The organism is Streptomyces bicolor, assembly GCF_000719285.1.
GTDB lineage: Bacteria > Actinomycetota > Actinomycetes > Streptomycetales > Streptomycetaceae > Streptomyces > Streptomyces bicolor.
The window spans coordinates 346,189-362,256 of sequence record NZ_JOFS01000009.1 but is presented as its reverse complement, the minus strand read 5'-3'; the positions used below and the strand labels follow the sequence as shown (position 1 = coordinate 362,256).

The window sequence follows — 16,068 nt, the reverse complement described above, 5'->3', positions numbered from 1 at the left end:
CCGTAATGCCCAGCGTCCGGATGTGGAGGAGATGTGTCTGTTTCGTGACCGCTGCGACTACGAGCGGAAGGGACCCCTCACCTCATACGTGATCCCGCCCGACGAACTGCCGCTCGTGCCACGCTGGCTGGAGAAGTACAGCCGCGTCCCGTCCGGCGAGAACGCCGGACCCGTGATCTCCGAGCTCGACTGGCCGTCGATCCGCAGGAACGGGGCGATCACGTCGTCCGGGGTGATCACGCAGATCTCCATGTTGCCGCCATCCTCGGCGACGAAGAGGTCGCCGGAGGAGGACCCGGTGATGTTGTCGACGCCGGTGAGGGGGGCCGTGCCGTTGACGAGGGAGTCGTCGTAGGCCAACTCGTAGGTGTTGTTGGTGAGGTTGAGCTGCCAGACGCGGTTGTCGCCCTTGGTGGTGAACCAGACCGTGTCGTCGGCGTAGTGGCAGCCCTCGCCGCCGTTGAAGGACTTGGAGCCGGAGACCTGGGTGCGGGTGGACGTCGGGGAGCCGTCCGGGTCGGGGACGTTCGCCCAGGTGAAGGAGCCGGACGTGCCGCTGCCCGCGACCATGACCTGCAGCGTGCCGGAGGCCAGGTTGCCCCAAGTGGTCGGCACGAAGCGGTAGAAGCGGCCGTTCGACTCGTCCTCGGTCAGGTAGATCACCTTGCGCACCGGGTCGGCGGCCGCCGCCTCGTGCTTGAAGCGGCCCATCGCGTCCCGGCGGACCGCCGCGTTCGTGCCCCAGGGGTCGGTCTCGTAGACGTAGCCGAGGGACACCTCCTCGCAGGACAGCCAGGTGTTCCAGGGGGTCTTTCCGCCCGCGCAGTTCTGGCGGGTGTTGGACAGGATCCGGTACGCGCCCGTGATCGCGCCCGTCGACGAGAACTTCACCGCGCTCGCGCCGCCGGACGGGTTGATCTCGGAGTTGGAGACGTAGATCCAGCCGGTGCCGTCGGTGTAACAGGCGCCGCCGTCAGGGGCGTTGTGCCAGGTGTAGGAGGTTCCGGAGACCGTCTGGCCGGAGCGGGCGATGACGCGGCTGGTGAAGCCGCTGGGGAGTCTGATGCCGTTGGCGTCGGGGGAGCCCAGCGCCCCGTAGGGGCCGGTGCCGGGCTGGGCCGGGGCCGCGTACGCGGCGCCGCGCCACAGGGTGCCGCCGAGGACGGCGGTAGAGCCGCCGAGGACGGCCGCACGGAGAAGGCTACGACGTTCCACTCTCTCTCCAAGAGGTGTCGTACCGCCCCGCCGCCGGTCGACGGCGGGGGTCGTGCCTGGGGGGCGGCATGGAACCTAGGGGCGGAGGGTGGACGGACCGTGACCGGCGCATGACCGTCGGACGGCATACCTGGGTGCTGCCTGTGCGCTGTCCCTGAGTGCTCAGCTGAGTGCCACCCGCGCGCGCTCCCCGGAGCGACGCCGCTGGTATGCGCCCCCTCTGATTGCAGCCCATGTGCGCTCACGCACGCAACGCCGGTACCACCCGCTTCCGCTGCCCCGGCTTGTCGGGCGCCGGGCCGTGTCCCTCGCGCGGCGCCTGAGCCGACGGCAGCCGGATCACCGCGTCCAGCCCGCCCGCGGCCGCCGCGTGCAGGCTCGCCTCACCGCCGCTCGCGTGCGCCAGCCGCTGGACCAGCGACAGACCCAGTCCCGTCCCGCCCTTGGGGGCGCCCGGCGCACGCCAGAAGCGGTCGAAGGCGCGGGCGCGCTGCTCCGGCGTCATACCGGGGCCCTCGTCGGTGACGTGCAGGTCGACCCAGGCGGGGCGGGCGTCGCGCAGGGCCCGGCGGGCCGGCACATACAGCCGCAGCTCCATGGTCACGGTGCTGTCGGCCGGGGAGGCGCGCAGGGCGTTGGACAGCAGGTTGTCCACGATCTGCTCCACCCCGCCGGGTACGGCGAGCACGGGCCCCACACTGCCCGCGAACAGCACCAGCGAGACCCGCTGCTTCTCGAAGAGCGGCTGCCAGGTGCGGTGCCGCTCCGCGCAGACCGCGCCCACGTCGACCGGGCCGGGCGTCGCGGCGCTCTCCTCCAGGCGGGCCATCGCCAGCAGGCCCTCCACCATCCGCGAGAGCCGGTCCGTCTCGGTCACCGCGGCGGCGAGACTGCCCCGGCCGCGGGCCGCGACGTTCGGCTCCAGGTTCTCCAGCCTCAGCCGCAGCGCCGCGAGCGGCGTCTTGAGCTGATGGGACGCCTCGCCCGCGAACGCGTGCTGGGCGTCGAGGAGATGGGCGAGCCGGGCCGCCGTACGGTTGAACGCGGCGGCGAGCCGACGCACTTCGGGCGGCCCCTTCGTGATCGTCACCGGCGTGGCCACGCCACCGTCCGCCAACTCGTGCGTGGCGACCTCCAGTTCACGGATCGGGCGCCCGGTCCAGCGGGCGATGGCGAAGCCGACCACGGCGACCGCGGTGAGCACCCCGAGCCCGCCGAGCCCGAGCAACAGCCAGACGTGATGGACGCGTTCGTGCACCGTCCGGGTCGGCACCGTCAGCCATACGGCACCCTGCAGACCCGAGGTGTGCCGGATGGGCGCGGCGACCGACAGGTACTCCACCCCGCCGATGGTCGACGTACGGACGTCCACCGTGGAGGTGCCGTGCAGGGCGGCCGCGATGCCGGGCCGGGAGGCGAGGTCGGCGGACATGACGGCGGCCAGCGGGTGCGAGGTGGCGAGCAGGGCGCCCGAGGCATCCACGATCACCACCTTCCCGCCGATGCGCTCGGCGCAGTGGACGACCCGGCGGGGCAGGTCCCGCTCCGCCCGCCCCGCGCTGAGGGACAGCGAGGCGTACGCCGACACCGATTCCGCCTCGTCCTTCGCCGCGTTCACCACCCGCTCCCGCTCGCTGCGCGAGTAGACGAAGCCCAGCGGGATCTCCAGACAGAGCAGGACGAGCGCGGCCAGGCTCAGATAGCTGAGCAGCAGCCGGCGGGTCATGGCGAGGACACCTGCTGCCCGCCCGGCTCCGCCTGCACCGCCAGCCGGAAGCCGACCCCGCGCAGCGTCTGGATCCACGCCGGGTCGCCCAACTTCCGCCGCAGCGAGGCGACATGGACGTCCAGTGTCTTGGTCGGGCCCTCGTAGTGCGGATCCCACACCCGGTCCAGGATCTGCTGCCGGGAGTACACCGCACCGGGGTCCTCGGCCAGCAGCGCCAGCAGCTCGAACTCCTTGGGCGTGAGCGTCACGGGCGCCTCGCCGACCCAGACCTGACGGGTGCGGCGGTCGACGACGAGGGGGCCCGGGACGTACATGGGCTGGGGCGCGGTGTCGTCGTACGACGAGGGTGGCGCGGCCTCGTGCGACGGGGGCGGCGCGATCTCGTACGACGGTGTCGGCGCGGCCTCGTACGGCCGGGGCGGCGTGGTCTCGTACGGCCGAGGCGGCGTTGGAGCGAGCGGTTCCGCCGCCACCGCACCGAGGCGCACCGGGTCCGCCACCATCCCCGCCCGCCCCTGCTCCGCCACCGCCTCCGTCCGCTGGGTCCGCCGGGTCACCGCCCGCACGCGTGCCACCAGCTCCCGTACGCTGAACGGCTTCGCCAGATAGTCGTCCGCACCGAGCTCCAGCCCCAGCACCCGGTCGGCCTCCTCACCCCGCGCACTCAGGATGATGACCGGCACGTCCGAGACCTGGCGGATGCGGCGGCAGACGTCGATGCCGTCCATGTCCGGCAACCCGAGGTCGAGCAGCACGACATCGCCGTACGGCCTTCTCAGCCCCTCGGCGCCGGTGGTGACGTGATCCACCGTCAGGCCGAAATTGGCCAGCCCCTCGACGAGCGGTTCGGCGATCGTCTCGTCGTCCTCTATGAGCAGTACTCGTATGCCCATTGACCCTGTCTCTCGAATTAACATTCTCTGCCCTGAAGTCAACACGCTACAGGGGACAAGCGCTTGCATGGCCGCGCGACAAAGAATGTCCAATTCCTGGGCGCGCTCTGGCCTTCGCTTAACCTTCGTCTGGTGTGGCCCTCTCTACGGTGTGATGACCTGGCCGAACTCCCAACCGAGGAGACACCGTTGAAGGCATTGCTGGACCGCGCCCGCTCGTTCAAACGGCGGGTCGATTTCGAGAGCGGTGAATACCGGAAACTGGCCGAGGGGCAATATCCCGAGGCGCTCTTCATTACCTGCTCGGACTCGCGGGTCATACCCGCACTGATTACCGGGGCACGGCCCGGAGAGATATTCGAACTCCGCAACGCGGGCAATATCGTGCCGCCGTACGGCAGCCCCGGCGCGTCGGGAGAGGCCGCCACCGTCGAGTACGCACTGGAGGTGCTCGGCGTTCAGGACATCATCGTGTGCGGTCACTCACACTGCGGCGCGATGGGGGCGCTGAAGTCCGGCGACGACCTCTCCGCGCTGCCCGGCGTGGACGCCTGGCTGCGACTGGCCCGCCCCGAACTGGCACCGGTCCTCACGACCGCCTCCGACGACCCGTCGCTGCCCGACGTGGCGCAGGGAAATGTCGTCAACCAGCTTGCCGTACTGCGGTCTTACCCCGTCGTACGCCAGCGGCTGGACGCGGGGCGGCTGCGGCTGCACGGCTGGTACTACGAGGTGGACACCGGGCAGGTGCACGAGCTGGAGGGCGACGGTCTGTTCCGGGTGCATAGCGGATGAGCGGGGCGCATGCGCGAGGGCGCGGGTCCGGGCGGACGAGGGGGCTCACGAAGGGGCGCACGCAGACGGCCGCGCCGACGACCGCCGGAGCCCCGGCGAGGAGTGTCCCGACGCAGAGCGCCCCGGCGAAGAGCGCCGCGGCGAAGAGCCCCACCGCCCCGTCGGCGAAGCCCGGCGCCGCCAAGCCCGACCTCGCCAACGAGATCACCGCCTCCCTCGTCGTCTTCCTCGTCGCCCTGCCCCTGTGCATCGGCGTGGCCGTCGCCTCCGGTGTCCCCGCCGAGCTCGGGATCATCTCCGGGGTGATCGGCGGCTTGGTCGTCGGCGTGGTGCGGGGCAGCACGCTCCAGGTCAGCGGGCCGGCCGCCGGGCTCGCCGCGCTCGTCGCGGAGACGGTGCTGGAGCACGGCGTGGCCATGCTCGGCGTGATCGTGCTGTTCTCGGGCATCCTGCAGATCGTCCTCGGCGTCGTACGCCTCGGCCGGATGTTCCAGGCGATCTCCATCGCGGTCGTCCAGGGCATGCTGGCCGGCATCGGGCTGCCGCTGATGTTCAGCCAGGCCTACCCGATGGCCGACAGCAAGGCCCCCGGCACGCCGATCGAGAACATGGCGGGCATCCCGGCCCTGTTCGCCGACATCCTCACCAACCGCCAGGCGATGATCGCCACGCTGCTCGGCGTCGCCACGATCGTGCTGAGCTTCGTATGGAAGAAGGTGCCGGGCCCGGCGAAGCGGATCCCCGCCGCGCTGGTCGCGGTCGGCATCGGCATCGCCGTCGCGGCGCTGCCCGGGGTGGACGTCAAGACGCTCCAGGTCGGCAATCTGCTGGCGGCCGTACAGGTCCCCGGAGCCGAGCAGTTCGCGGGCCTCGCGGACACCGCGATCATCGGCTCCATCCTCACCTTCACGGTCATCGCCTCCGCGGAGAGCCTGTTCACCGCGGCCGCCGTGGACCGTATGCACAGCGGTCCGCGCACCCGCTACAACACCGAACTCATCGCCCAGGGCGCCGGCAACACGGTCGCGGGCGTCCTCGGCGCCCTCCCGATCACCGCGGTCGTCGCCCGCAGCTCGGCCAACGTCCAGGCCGGCGCGAAGACCCGCATCTCCCGCACCCTGCACGGCCTGTGGCTGCTGGCCTTCGCCCTGCTGCTGCCGCAGGTGCTGGCGTTGATCCCGATCTCGGTGCTGGCAGGGGTCCTGGTCCACAGCGGCTGGAAGCTGTTCGCGCCGGAGGAGTTCCCGAAGATGTGGCGCCAGGACAGGGGCGAGTTCGTCGTCATGACGGTGACGACACTGGTCATCGTGGCGACGGCACTGCTGGAGGGCGTCCTGCTCGGCCTGGCAGCCGGCATCGTCCTCGCGGCCCTGCGCATGTCCCAGACCGTCATCCGGCAGCACATCGAGGACGACACGGCCAAGGTCGTCATGGCGGGCAACGCGACCTTCCTACGCCTTCCCCAGGTCATCGAGGCCCTGGAGTCCGCGGCGGCCTCGGGCAAGCCTCGCATCCGCCTGGACCTGACCGGGGTGACACATCTGGACCACGCGTGCCGCAACCAGGTGGAGGAGTTCACGGCACAGCAGCGGGGGATGGGACTGCGCGTGGAGCTTCTGATGCCGGGACCGCCGAAGGCGGAGGCACCGGCGGCCAGGACACCCGAGCCGACACCGAGCCCGACACCGACCGCGGCCTCGGCCCCCGGCCCGGACGCCCAGTGGTTCTACCTGGACACGCGCCCGCTGCCCGGCGGTTACGACGAGTACGCGGAGCGCCCGCCGCTGGTGGGCTGAGCGGGTCAGTGAACCCACCGCACCGTCCTCCCGTCTCTCCTCGTGACCACCACACGCGGAGGAGAACAGACCTTGACTGGCAAGGACGCCGAGCAGACCGACGAACGGGGTCACGGCTCCGGGCCCTGGTGGGCGGAGCTCGGCACCTGGGGGGCTGTCGGACTGATCGCCTTCGGGTGTCTCGTAGCGGCGTGGGGCTTCTTCCGGCTGCCCGGCGCCCCGGAGGAGATGGCGGGCGGCTACCACGCGGCCGCCAAGGTCGTCGCCGTCGGCCTGGTGGTCGCGGGAAGCTCCCTTCTGGGCCGCCGTGGCGACCGGGTCGCGGCCACGGAGGGGATGAACGAGTCGGACCGCGCCTGACGTGAGAGGGCGGCACCGACCTGGCCGAGACCGGGGGCGACGACAGCACGCCGTACATCGCGGCGGGCGGTGCGGCCGCCCTGCTCGCCGGGGGCGGGTGCTGCTGGCGGTGCGCAGGCGTCGCGCGCCCCGCTGACGCCCCACTGACGCCCTGCCGGTGCCCCTCTGCGTCGCGCTACGTTCCTTCGGGTGGGCGGCTGACCCGGCCTCGCCCAACCGAGGGAAGGAACAACGACGTTGGACACGACCGCGTGGCAGACCACGGCCGAACTCGCCGCGTTCCTCGACCGTTCCACAGCGCACGTGCCCGCCGCCGAGCGGCGCGTACTCCAAGTGCTGAAGATCGGGGAGGAGTTCGGCGAAGCCGCCCAGGCCGTCATCGGAGCGACCGGCACGAACCCGCGGAAGGGAGCGAGCCATACCTGGGACGACGTGACGGCGGAGGTCTGCGACGTGATCATCACGTCGATGGTGACGCTGCACCGCCTCGGCGTACCCGACCCCGAGGCCGTGTTCACCGAACACCTGAAGCAGGCCGCGGCCCGCACCGTCGCCGTCCGGGAGGGCTGACGTGGAGCGAGTGCGGCCGCGCGAGGAGTGGATCCGAACCCTTCCGCAGGCCGTCGTCGCGTCCTGCGTGCTGCTCCTGGACCCCGATGGCCGCATCCTGCTGCTCCGCTACGCCGAGGACCGGCCGATGGCTGGAACCTGGTGGCTGCCGGGCGGAATGCTGGACCACGGGGAGGACCCGCCGACCGCCGCGCGCCGAGAACTGTACGAGGAGACCGGCATCGTCCTCGACCAGCCTCTTCGATTCCTCGGCTACGACCACCGAGCCGACGTGAAGGGAACAGGCCCGGCGATCGACTTCTTCTTCCACGGCGGCACCCTCGCAACCGGGCAGACCATCAGACGCAGCCCCGAACACAACCAGGACGGCCTCTTCTCCCTGCCCGAGTTGGAGACGACGCCCCTGTCGGCACACCTGCCGACACTCACCGCCCTGCACACCGCCGCCCGCTGCGGAACCGTCGTGTGTCTCCGGGAAGGGCGGCCCCTGTGACCGCGATGACGCAACACGCCGCCGACGCCCGCCTGAACGCCGCCACCTGGGACGGAATCGGCCGCCCGAACCGGGCTCGCCCGAAGGCCATGGCCTGGACGTTCCGTACGGCCCCCGGCCCCGGTCCGGAACTCCTCGGGCCCCTGACCGGCGCGACCGTAGCGGAGCTCGGCTGCGGTCACGGAGCACAGCTCGCCGGCCTCACCGAGCACGGCCTCGCACGCGGCATCGGGATCGACGTGTCTCCGGTGCGCATCCACCACGCCATGACCAGCTTCGGACACATACGGACCCTGGAGTGGTGGCTGGGTGACGCGGTGCCGATCATCTCCCGCCTCCCCCTCCTGGACGCGGCGTTCTCCAACTTCGGCGCTCTGTGGTTCGCCGACCCGCACCGCATCCTGCCCGCCCTGACCGACCGCCTCCGCCCCGGCGGACGCCTGGTGTTCTCCTGCCTGACCCGCTCACCGGGCATGCCGGAGGGCAGGCGACGCATGCTGGTGCGGACGGGGCCGGCTCGGTCCATGTGGACGGTGCGGTGGATGTACTCACTGACCGGGTGGGCCCGCCTCCTCGGCGAGTACGGCTATGCCGTCGACTACGTGTTCCGGCCCGCGGATCCGGTGAACGCGTTCTGGGGTTCGGTCGTCGTGAGGGCCCTGCGGCGCGGGTAGGTGGGGGCACTCAGCGGGCGGGGCCGAGCCGAGCGCCCTCGGTCTGCGACATAGCTACCCGTCTCGTCACGTCGTGCACAGGCCACCGATCTCGGCACCCAGCTCCGCCACGCGGCGATCCCGGCCGAGCGGGCCGAGTCCTTCTCAGGCCATCGACTTCGGTGCAGGGCGCGGGTGCTCGACCCGCGGCTGCGCGGCATCGGAGAGCCGAAGCCCTTCGAGGCCGTGCAGCACTCCCGCGCTCGGCCGGCGTCAGACGTTTCCGCTGTGCCGGACGTTCCAGATGACGCGGGCGCCGGGCCGGTAGAGGACGAGGTGGTCGGCCTTGCCGTTGTGCTCGTAGTCCAGGGCCAGGACCCGGTCCCGGTTGTCGGCGAGGTCGTAGCCGCCTATGCCCCGGCCCGGCGAACCCTCCGCGTAGACCTGACCGAAGGTGTCGTCGGACTCGTGGCGCAGAATCGCACCAGATGGTCGAGCTTGCCACTGTGGTCGTAATCGAACGCGAACACCTGATCACGGCTGTCGGCCAGGTCGTAGCCGCCTATGCCCCGGCCCGGCGAACCCTCGGAGTACACGGGAGTGAAGCCCCCTCCGGCCTCATGGCGCAGAATCCACAGCGTGCCGGTACCGGGGCGGTAGAGCACCAGATGGTCGAGCTTGCCACTGTGGTCGTAATCGAACGCGAACACCTGATCACGGCTGTCGGCCAGGTCGTAGCCCCCTATGCCCCGGCCCGGCGAACCCTCCGCGTAGACGGGGGTGAAGTTGTTCCCGGCCCCGTGCTTCAAAATCCACAGCGTGCCCGTCCCAGGACGGTAGAGCACCAGGTGGTCGAGCTTGCCACTGTGGTCGTAATCGAACGCGAACACCCGGTCCCGGTCGTCGGCCAGGTCGTAGCCGCTGATGCCCTTGCCCGGCGAACCCTCCGCGTAGACGGGGGTGAAGTTGTTCCCGGCCCCGTGCTTCAAAATCCACAGCGTGCCCGTCCCAGGACGGTAGAAGACCAGGTGGTCCTGCCTGCCGCTGTGGTCGTAGTCGAACGCGATCGCCTGGTCCCGTCCGTCCCACACGTCGAATCCGCCGATCTCCGCACCGGCCCGTTCGGGGGTGAAGGCGATCAGACGACTGGTGACCGCGCGGAAGGCGTTGGCGCGCCCGCGGCCGAGCTTTCCGGCGTAACCGGGGTTGTCCTGGTTCGTGTCGTCGCAGGTGCTCTCCACGACGGCCCGGACCTGTTCCTGGGTCAGTTCGAGGTTGCGCGACCAGACCAGGGCGGCGACACCGGCGACATGCGGCGCGGCCATGGACGTACCGCTGAGGAAGGCGTATCCGCCGCCCCGGTACGTGGACCAGGTGTGGACGCCGGGGGCGCTGATGTCGACGGTCGTACCGTAGTTGGAGAACGACGCCTTCTTGTTCCGGCTGTCCAGCGCGGCGACCGCGATGACCTCGGAGTAGACGCCGGGGTACCGCGGCGTGACAGCGGTGTCGACGTTGTCGTTGCCTGCTGCGAAGACGATGACCACGTTCTCGGCGACGGTCTCGCGTATCGCGGTGCGGATGCCCGCGTGGTCGCCGCTGGTGCGCCAGCTGCAGTTGATGACGTAGCGGCGCTCGCGGTGCGCCCGCGCCTGGCGGCCGACGTAGGCGATGGCGTCGGCGCGGTTCTGGTTCATGCCCGTGGTGAGGTCGATCCTCAGGGGCATGATGCGGCAGTCCGGTGCCACGCCGATCACTCCGCGGGTATTGTCCACGGCCGCGGCGGTGCCGGCCACGTGCGTGCCGTGGCCGTCGTGGTCCTCGGGTACGCGGTCGGGGCCGTCGGCGAAGTCCCAGTCCTCGCCGCCCTGGGGCAGCAGGTTGGCCGCGAGGTCGGGGTGGGTGAGGGTGACGCCGGTGTCGATGATCGCGATCACGACGTCCGGCACGCCGCGGGTGACGTCCCAGGCGTCCGTGGACCGGATGTCGGTACCGGCGGTGCCCAGCACGCCGCGCACGGGCTGCCCGGCATTGCGTAAGCCCCACAGGCGGGCGAAGTCGACGTCGTCGGGCAGGTACAACGCGTCATTGAAACCCGCCTCGGAGGGCTCGGCGAACCGTACCTCGGGCAGGGCGGAGTAGGCCCGGACAGCAGCGAACAGGTCCTGGCCCTGCGGAACGGTGACCGTGTAGTACCCGGGAGTGCGCTGGACGGTGACCACGGCGCTGCCCTGCCTGGAGATGAGCGCCGTCGCCCGTTCGGAGTCGACGGTGTCGTCGAAACGGACGGTGAGCTCACCGGGGACGAAGTACCTCGTCGCACCGTCCTCGTCGATCATCACCGGCAGGGCGTCGGTGACGGCCGGCTGCGCGGTCAGGGCTGCGGCATCGCCGCCCGCGGCCGGGTCCAGCCGCACCGCAGCGAACCCCCGTGCCCGGTTGACACCCTCACTGATCTCCAGGAGCGGACCACTCTCCACGAGAGTTTCCACGGCCTCCCTGGTGATGCCTGGTTCCAGGCGCACCATGGCCTCGCCCGTGGACGGGCGGAAGACCTTGCGCCGGCCGCTGGACTTGTCCACGTACCCCAGTCCGCCCGCGAAGGCGTCCGACGGGTGAGAACTCATCACGTACCCCCCTGGTTGATGCGCCGTGCCCCTGCCCTCCTGGCGCGGGGCAACGAGTCGCACGGGACACACTGCTCCGCCGCACCGGAACAGGCCCAGGGCCGCGGCCGTACCAAACCCCGCCGCCCGACGGGCGGTGCAGGTCGCGCGGGGATTCCGACGACCGTGCTACGGAATTACTTGGCCAACCCTCCTGGCGGGCCGACCTGGCACGCTACGCCGACGTGCGGATTCCCGCGGCCTGCATCCGCCGGGCGCGAGCCACTAAGAGCCTGTGTCAGCCCTCGACCGCGGCACCATCGGCGTCAGCGGCCGATACGCCGGCGGGAGTTTGCCTCCGCAGCTGATGCAGGAGAGGGCAGCACCCCCGCACAGGGTGCCGCCCTCTTTAGTGCACCGGAGTCGCCGCCCATCGGTCTTGAGGGTCGGGGACGGGCGACGACTCCGGAGTTTCAGTGGCCGTACGGCCTACCGGTGGCCGTAGGGCCTGCCGCTGACCGGCGTTGCCCCTACCGGTGGTCGCTGCCCTCCGACTGCGTGGCCGCCCGCCCCGCCTCCAGCCGCGCCACCGGGATCCGGAACGGCGAGCAGGAGACGTAGTCGAGGCCGACCTCGTGGAAGAAGTGCACCGACTCGGGGTCGCCGCCGTGCTCGCCGCACACGCCGAGCTTCAGGTCCGGCCGGGTCTCACGCCCCGCCTTCGCCGCGGCGGCGACGAGCGAGCCCACGCCGTCCTTGTCGATCGTCTCGAACGGGGAGACACCGAAGATGCCCTTCTCCAGGTACGCCGTGAAGAACGAGGCCTCCACGTCGTCCCGGCTGAAGCCCCACACCGTCTGAGTCAGATCATTGGTGCCGAAGGAGAAGAACTCCGCCGCCTCGGCGATCTGACCGGCGGTCAGCGCGGCGCGCGGCAGTTCGATCATCGTGCCGATCGACAGCTTGAGCTTCGTGCCGGTCGCCGCCTCGACCTCCGCGATGACCTGGTCGGCCTCCTCGCGGACGATCTCCAGCTCCTGGACCGTGCCGACGAGCGGGATCATGATCTCGGCGCGCGGGTCGCCCTTGGCGTTCTTGCGCTCGGCCGCGGCCTCGGCGATCGCGCGGACCTGCATCGTGAACAGGCCGGGGATGACCAGGCCGAGGCGCACACCGCGCAGGCCCAGCATCGGGTTCTGCTCGTGCAGGCGGTGCACGGCCTGGAGCAGCCGCAGTTCGTTCTCGTGCGGCTCCTGGCGGGACTCGGCGAGGGCGACGCGGACCGACAGCTCGGTGATGTCCGGCAGGAACTCGTGCAGCGGCGGGTCCAGGAGACGGATCGTCACCGGCAGGCCGTCCATCGCCGAGAACAGCTCGACGAAGTCCTGCTTCTGCAGCGGGAGCAGCGCCTTAAGGCTCTCCTCGCGCTCGTCCTCGGTGTGCGCCAGGATGAGGCGCTCGACCAGTTCACGGCGGTCGCCGAGGAACATGTGCTCGGTGCGGCACAGGCCGATGCCCTGGGCGCCGAAGCGACGGGCGCGCATCGCGTCCTCGGCGTTGTCCGCGTTGGCGCGCACCCGCAGCCGGCGCTTGCGGTCGGCGAAGGCCATGATGCGGTGCACCGCCTCGACCAGCTCGTCGGCGTCCTGGGCGCCCGCGTGCATGCGGCCCTCGAAGTACTCCACGACGGGGGACGGGACCACCGGAACCTCGCCCAGGTAGACCTTGCCGGACGACCCGTCGATGGAGATGACGTCGCCTTCCTCCACCACGTGCCCGCCGGGGACGGTCATACGACGGCGCTTGGTGTCGACCTCGAGCTCCTCCGCGCCGCACACGCAGGTCTTGCCCATGCCGCGCGCCACCACGGCGGCGTGCGAGGTCTTGCCGCCGCGCGACGTCAGGATTCCCTCGGCCGCGATCATGCCGTCCAGGTCGTCGGGGTTGGTCTCGCGGCGGACCAGGATGACCTTCTCACCCGAGCGCGACCACTTCACGGCGGTGTACGAGTCGAAGACCGCCTTGCCGACCGCCGCACCCGGCGACGCCGCGATGCCCCGGCCGACCTGCTCGACCTTCGCCTCCTCGTCGAACTTCGGGAACATCAGCTGGGCGAGCTGGGCGCCGTTGACGCGCTGCAGCGCCTCCGCCTCGTCGATCACGCCCTGGTCGACCAGCTGCGTGGCGATACGGAAGGCCGCGCCCGCCGTGCGCTTGCCGACGCGGGTCTGGAGCATCCACAGCTGACCGCGCTCGATGGTGAACTCGATGTCGCAGAGGTCCTTGTAGTGGTTCTCCAGCGTCTCCATGATCTGCATCAGCTGGTCGTACGACTTCTTGTCGATCGTCTCCAGCTCCGCCAGCGGAACGGTGTTGCGGATGCCCGCGACCACGTCCTCGCCCTGGGCGTTCTGCAGGTAGTCGCCGTACACGCCCTGGTGGCCGGAGGCGGGGTCACGGGTGAAGGCGACGCCGGTGCCGGAGTCCGGGCCGAGGTTGCCGAAGACCATGGAGCAGACGTTGACGGCCGTGCCGAGGTCGTGCGGGATGCGCTCCTGGCGGCGGTACAGCTTGGCCCGGTCGCCGTTCCAGGAGTCGAAGACCGCCTTGATGGCGAGGTCCATCTGCTCGCGCGGGTCCTGCGGGAAGTCCCGGCCGGCCTCCTTCTTGACGATCTTCTTGAAGGAGGTGACCAGCTTCTTGAGGTCGGCGGCCTCCAGGTCGGTGTCGACCGTGACCTTCTTGGCCTCCTTGGCCTTGTCGAGGGCTTCCTCGAAGAGCTCGCCGTCGACGCCGAGGACCGTCTTGCCGAACATCTGGATGAGACGGCGGTAGGAGTCCCAGGCGAACCGCTCGTCGCCGGCCTGGTCGGCGAGGCCCTTCACGGACTTGTCGGAGAGCCCGATGTTGAGGACCGTGTCCATCATTCCGGGCATGGAGAACTTCGCGCCGGAACGGACGGAGACCAGCAGGGGGTTGTCGGCCTGGCCGAGCTTCTTGCCCATCTTGGTCTCGAGGGCGTCGAGGTGCGCACTCACCTCGTCACGCAGTGCCGCCGGCTCCTCGCCGCTGTCGAGGTAGACCTTGCAGGCTTCCGTCGTGATCGTGAAGCCCGGGGGAACGGGGAGTCCCAGGTTGGTCATCTCGGCGAGGTTGGCGCCCTTGCCACCCAAGAGGTCCTTGAGGTCCTTGTTTCCCTCGGTGAAGTCGTAAACGAACTTCGCTACGTGGGGTTCTTTGTTTTCCGACACGGTCTCGACTCCCTCGAGGACGCGGTGGCTGCCCTGACGGCGAGGAACATACCCAGATCGAAGGCGCCTGGGTACGTCTACTCGCGTGTCATGCGCCCGTAACCAGTCGTCCGCCAGTGGATCGAAAGTCAAGGCTTGGCAAGCGGTGACGGACGGATGTTTTCACTTCTTGAACGCAAGACCTTCCACGGGTACGGTTTTGCGCTCAGATGAGCAGCCATCCTGCACGTCTGATTTCGATCGATGAACGATCAAGGGGTGGCACCGAGTGCCACCCCTTGGAGAAGTGCAACCGCTCAAGATCCGCTCATCTGAGCGCAACCCTTATCAAGGGTGGCGAGAATCACGCTGCCACAGCCGACCGGATTTCACCATGCGGACATGCTCCGGACACGCCCCAGGACCGAAACGCGCCCGTCACACATCCCAGCTCACAGCCCCATCGCGAGCAGCCGTTCCTCCACCCGCTCCGGCGCGTAGAGATGCTCCACGACCAGCGCTCCGGCACCCACCAGCCCCGCCCGCTCCCCCAGCCGCGAGGTCACGACGTCCAGATGAGCGGTGGAGCGCGGCAGCGCCCGCTGGTACAGCAACTCCCGTACGCCGGTGAGGAAGGGCGTTCCGGCCAGATCTCCGGCGATCATCAGGACCCCGGGGTTGAGCAGCGTCACGACCGTCGCCAGCACGTCCCCGACCTGCCGCCCGGCCTCCCGCGCCAGCGCGGCCGCCCCCGGGTCCCCCGACGCCAGCAGGTCCCGCACATCCGCACCCGAGGCCGCCGGCACCCCGCTCTCGGCCAGCCGCCGGGCCACGGCACGGCCACTGGCGACGGCGGCCAGGCAGCCGTACGAACCGCACCGGCACAGCGCGTCGGCGCCCGCCGGCACCCGGATGTGCCCGATGTCGCCGGCGCCCCCGTCGATGCCCCGGTAGATCGACCCGCCGACGACGACTCCGGCGCCGATGCCGGTCGAGACCTTGACCAGGACGAACGCCGAGCAGTCGGGGAAAGCCGTGCGCTGTTCGCCGTACGCCATGAGGTTGGCGTCGTTGTCCACCAGGACCGGGACCGGGGCGGCGTCGGTGGCCTCGGTGAAGGCTCTGGCGAGGCGCCCCGCTATGTCGTAGCCGTCCCAGCCCGGCATGATCGGCGGCTGGACCACCCGGCCGGTCTCGGTGTCGACCGGGCCCGGGACCGCCAGCCCGATGCCGCAGACCTCCTCGGCGCGGTGGCCGGCCTTCTCCAGGAGCTCGGCGAACCAGCGGCCCAGCTCACCCAGCACCGCGTCCGGCCCGTCCTCGATGACCAGCGTGCCGGTGTGCTCGGCGAGGATCTCGCCGGTCAGTGACAGGACGGCGGCGCGCGCGTGCCGGGTCTCCAGGTCGGCGGCGAGGACGACGGCGTGGGCGTCGTCGAACTCGAGGGTGATGGAGGGACGGCCGCCGAGCGGGGAGTCCACCGGACCCCCGGCGCCCTCGCGCAGCCAGCCCGCGCGGAAGAGCCGGTCGAGGCGCTGGCCGACGGTGGCACGGGACAGCCCGGTGGCCTGCTGGAGCGCTCCGCGCGTGACGGCCCGTCCGCTCCGCACCAGTCCGAGCAGTTCTCCGACGCCGGTCTGACCCCGTGCGCTCATGCACACCCCCTTGTGTTTCTCAACTCTGCATTACATATTGAGTTTTGCGTGTTAAATAGACGTAACTCTACGG

12 protein-coding genes and 1 pseudogene are annotated in these 16,068 nt (G+C 70.5%); 7 read left to right on the top strand and 6 right to left on the bottom strand.

From position 1 onward, the window contains the following. Positions 1-57 precede the first annotated feature (57 nt). From IF78_RS0114720 to IF78_RS0114710, 3 genes are all read right to left on the bottom strand, one after another. Positions 58-1,215, bottom strand: a complete 1,158-nt coding sequence (locus tag IF78_RS0114720) for an alkaline phosphatase PhoX (protein ID WP_031477077.1) — start codon at positions 1,213-1,215, stop codon at positions 58-60. 241 nt (positions 1,216-1,456) lie between these two features. Then, complete coding sequence (locus IF78_RS0114715; RefSeq protein WP_031477076.1) at positions 1,457-2,941, bottom strand: sensor histidine kinase; 1,485 nt, start codon at positions 2,939-2,941, stop codon at positions 1,457-1,459. Further along, the gene (locus IF78_RS0114710) at positions 2,938-3,837 is read right to left on the bottom strand and encodes a winged helix-turn-helix domain-containing protein (RefSeq protein ID WP_031477075.1); all 900 of its coding nucleotides are present in this window, start codon (positions 3,835-3,837) and stop codon (positions 2,938-2,940) included. The genes IF78_RS0114715 and IF78_RS0114710 overlap by 4 nt, the downstream gene beginning before the upstream one ends. A gap of 189 nt (positions 3,838-4,026) precedes the next feature. Between IF78_RS0114710 and IF78_RS0114705 the strand changes: the two genes are divergently transcribed. The 7 genes and pseudogenes from IF78_RS0114705 to IF78_RS45005 all read left to right on the top strand — a co-directional run bounded on the left by IF78_RS0114705 (position 4,027) and on the right by IF78_RS45005 (position 8,525). Beyond that, positions 4,027-4,632: a carbonic anhydrase gene (locus tag IF78_RS0114705; protein WP_031477074.1), complete on the top strand. Its 606-nt coding sequence runs from the start codon at positions 4,027-4,029 to the stop codon at positions 4,630-4,632. Next, positions 4,629-6,428 (top strand): SulP family inorganic anion transporter, encoded by a 1,800-nt coding sequence (locus IF78_RS0114700; RefSeq protein WP_031477073.1) that lies wholly within the window; start codon positions 4,629-4,631, stop codon positions 6,426-6,428. Before IF78_RS0114705 ends, IF78_RS0114700 begins: the two co-directional genes overlap by 4 nt. Before the next feature lie 72 nt (positions 6,429-6,500). Next, a complete protein-coding gene (locus IF78_RS0114695; protein WP_031477072.1) occupies positions 6,501-6,788 on the top strand; it encodes a hypothetical protein in 288 nt (95 codons plus the stop codon). An 11-nt stretch (positions 6,789-6,799) separates the two neighbouring features. Continuing rightward, positions 6,800-6,924 (top strand): annotated as a pseudogene (locus IF78_RS50425) (LAETG motif-containing sortase-dependent surface protein); the annotation flags it as partial. 101 nt (positions 6,925-7,025) lie between these two features. After that, positions 7,026-7,358, top strand: coding sequence for a MazG-like family protein (locus IF78_RS0114690; RefSeq protein WP_037640446.1), 333 nt, complete (start codon positions 7,026-7,028; stop codon positions 7,356-7,358). Between the two features lies 1 nt (position 7,359). Beyond that, complete coding sequence (locus IF78_RS0114685; protein WP_031477067.1) at positions 7,360-7,851, top strand: NUDIX hydrolase; 492 nt, start codon at positions 7,360-7,362, stop codon at positions 7,849-7,851. Positions 7,852-7,856: 5 nt separating this feature from the next. Next, positions 7,857-8,525: a class I SAM-dependent methyltransferase gene (locus IF78_RS45005; protein WP_158751373.1), complete on the top strand. Its 669-nt coding sequence runs from the start codon at positions 7,857-7,859 to the stop codon at positions 8,523-8,525. Between the two features lie 389 nt (positions 8,526-8,914). Here the strand turns inward: IF78_RS45005 and IF78_RS45000 are convergent, their stop codons facing one another. The 3 genes from IF78_RS45000 to IF78_RS0114665 all read right to left on the bottom strand — a co-directional run bounded on the left by IF78_RS45000 (position 8,915) and on the right by IF78_RS0114665 (position 15,995). Continuing rightward, entirely contained in the window at positions 8,915-11,131 is a 2,217-nt protein-coding gene (locus IF78_RS45000) for a S8 family peptidase (protein WP_158751371.1), read from the bottom strand. Positions 11,132-11,640: 509 nt separating this feature from the next. After that, positions 11,641-14,361 (bottom strand): pyruvate, phosphate dikinase, encoded by a 2,721-nt coding sequence (gene ppdK / locus IF78_RS0114670; protein WP_031477060.1) that lies wholly within the window; start codon positions 14,359-14,361, stop codon positions 11,641-11,643. A gap of 431 nt (positions 14,362-14,792) precedes the next feature. Beyond that, on the bottom strand, positions 14,793-15,995 hold the full coding sequence (locus IF78_RS0114665; RefSeq protein WP_031477059.1) for an ROK family transcriptional regulator: 1,203 nt from the start codon (positions 15,993-15,995) through the stop codon (positions 14,793-14,795). Positions 15,996-16,068 lie beyond the last annotated feature (73 nt).

Bases quoted from the DNA above. Each gene is read 5' to 3' on its own strand.
- IF78_RS0114710 (WP_031477075.1), bottom strand. From the start codon at position 3,837: ATGGGCATACGAGTACTGCTCATAGAGGACGACGAGACGATCGCCGAA.
- IF78_RS45000 (WP_158751371.1), bottom strand. From the start codon at position 11,131: ATGAGTTCTCACCCGTCGGACGCCTTCGCGGGCGGACTGGGGTACGTG.
- IF78_RS0114700 (WP_031477073.1), top strand. From the start codon at position 4,629: ATGAGCGGGGCGCATGCGCGAGGGCGCGGGTCCGGGCGGACGAGGGGG.
- IF78_RS0114665 (WP_031477059.1), bottom strand. From the start codon at position 15,995: ATGAGCGCACGGGGTCAGACCGGCGTCGGAGAACTGCTCGGACTGGTG.
- IF78_RS45005 (WP_158751373.1), top strand. From the start codon at position 7,857: ATGACGCAACACGCCGCCGACGCCCGCCTGAACGCCGCCACCTGGGAC.
- IF78_RS0114715 (WP_031477076.1), bottom strand. From the start codon at position 2,941: ATGACCCGCCGGCTGCTGCTCAGCTATCTGAGCCTGGCCGCGCTCGTC.